The organism is Bradyrhizobium sp. 62 (assembly GCF_023073035.1).
Classification (GTDB): Bacteria; Pseudomonadota; Alphaproteobacteria; order Rhizobiales; family Xanthobacteraceae; genus Bradyrhizobium.
In genome coordinates this window covers 224,073-225,553 of sequence record NZ_JADPIT010000010.1, presented here as the reverse complement: position 1 = coordinate 225,553, position 1,481 = coordinate 224,073, and the positions used below count along the sequence as shown (strand labels likewise).

Below are 1,481 nucleotides of genomic sequence, written 5' to 3'. Positions count from 1 at the left end.
ACTGGATCCCCGCCTTCGCGGGGATGACTCCGTCAATCGAGGAGACACCGACATGGTGACCTTCTACGGCAAAACCTTCCCCTCCCGCCTCCTGATCGGCAGCGCGCTCTATCCCTCGCCTGCGATCATGCAGGCGGCGATCCGCGCCTCCGGCTCGAACATCGTCACGGTGTCGCTGCGGCGCGAATCCGCCGGCGGCAAGACCGGCGATGCGTTCTGGAATTTGATCCGCGAGCTCGACGTCACCGTGCTGCCGAACACCGCCGGCTGCCGCAGCGTGCGCGAGGCAGTGACCACCGCCAAGCTCGCACGCGAATTGTTTGGCACGAGCTGGATCAAGCTCGAAGTGATTGCCGACAACGACACGCTGCAACCCGATGTGGTCGGACTCGTGGAAGCAGCAAGCCTCCTGATCAAGGATGGCTTTGAGGTGTTCCCCTATTGCACCGAGGATCTCTCGGTTGCGAACCGCCTGGTCGATGCCGGCTGCAAGGTGGTGATGCCGTGGGCGGCGCCGATCGGCAGCGCAAAAGGCATCACCAACCGTGACGCGCTCAAGCTGATGCGCGAGCGGCTGCCCGATATCACGCTGGTGGTCGACGCCGGCATCGGCGCGCCGTCGCATGCGGCCGAAGCGCTCGAGCTCGGCTACGACGCCGTGCTGCTCAACACCGCCATCGCCAAAGCCGCCGATCCCGTCGCCATGGCCAACGCCTTCCGCCTCGGTATCGAGGCCGGCCGCACCGCTTTTGAGGCCGGGCTGATGAACGCCCGGGATTTCGCCTCCCCTTCCACCCCTGTCGTTGGGACACCGTTCTGGCATGCCGTATCCTGATCGCAACGCGTATCCTGATCGCTTCTATCCCGTCGTCGACAGCCTCGCTTGGGTCGAGCGGCTGACCAGGCTCGGCGTCGGCACCATCCAGCTGCGCGCAAAGGATCTCGACGATTCGCAGTCGCTGCAGATGGTCACTGATGCGCTGGCGATCACCGAGGGCACGCAGGCCAGGCTGGTCGTCAACGACTATTGGCGCGCGGCGATTGTCGCGGGTGCAAAGTACCTGCATCTCGGCCAGGAGGACCTTGCCGACGCGGACCTCAACTCCATCCGCGAGGCCGGCCTGTCGCTCGGAATCTCCACCCATGACGAGGACGAGCTTGAAACGGCGCTCGCCGCCGAGCCCGACTATGTCGCGCTGGGCCCGATCTTCTTCACCACCTTGAAGTCGATGCGCTTCGAGCCGCAGGGCATTCCGAAGATCACGGAATGGAAAAAGCGCATCGGCAATATCCCGCTGGTCGCGATCGGCGGCATCAAGTTCGAGCACGCCGCGGAGATCTTTGCCGCGGGCGCAAATTCCATCGCCGTTGTTTCAGACATCACCCAGAATGCCGACCCGGATGCGCGGGTGCGGCAATGGCTCGGCCTGTCCAAGGAGGCCGCGTGATGCTTCACCTCCCAGGCCATCCACACACTCCGT

General features: G+C 64.6%; 2 protein-coding genes. Both read left to right on the top strand.

Annotation, left to right across the window (positions count from 1 at the left end; genetic code table 11):
- Window positions 1-52: 52 nt before the first annotated feature.
- Window positions 53-835: a thiazole synthase gene (locus tag IVB47_RS05245; RefSeq protein ID WP_247460552.1), complete on the top strand. Its 783-nt coding sequence runs from the start codon at window positions 53-55 to the stop codon at window positions 833-835.
- Window positions 822-1,448 (top strand): thiamine phosphate synthase, encoded by a 627-nt coding sequence (locus tag IVB47_RS05240; protein WP_247460251.1) that lies wholly within the window; start codon window positions 822-824, stop codon window positions 1,446-1,448. Before IVB47_RS05245 ends, IVB47_RS05240 begins: the two co-directional genes overlap by 14 nt.
- Window positions 1,449-1,481: the final 33 nt, after the last annotated feature.

Bases quoted from the DNA above. Each gene is read 5' to 3' on its own strand.
- IVB47_RS05240 (WP_247460251.1), top strand. From the start codon at position 822: ATGCCGTATCCTGATCGCAACGCGTATCCTGATCGCTTCTATCCCGTC.
- IVB47_RS05245 (WP_247460552.1), top strand. From the start codon at position 53: ATGGTGACCTTCTACGGCAAAACCTTCCCCTCCCGCCTCCTGATCGGC.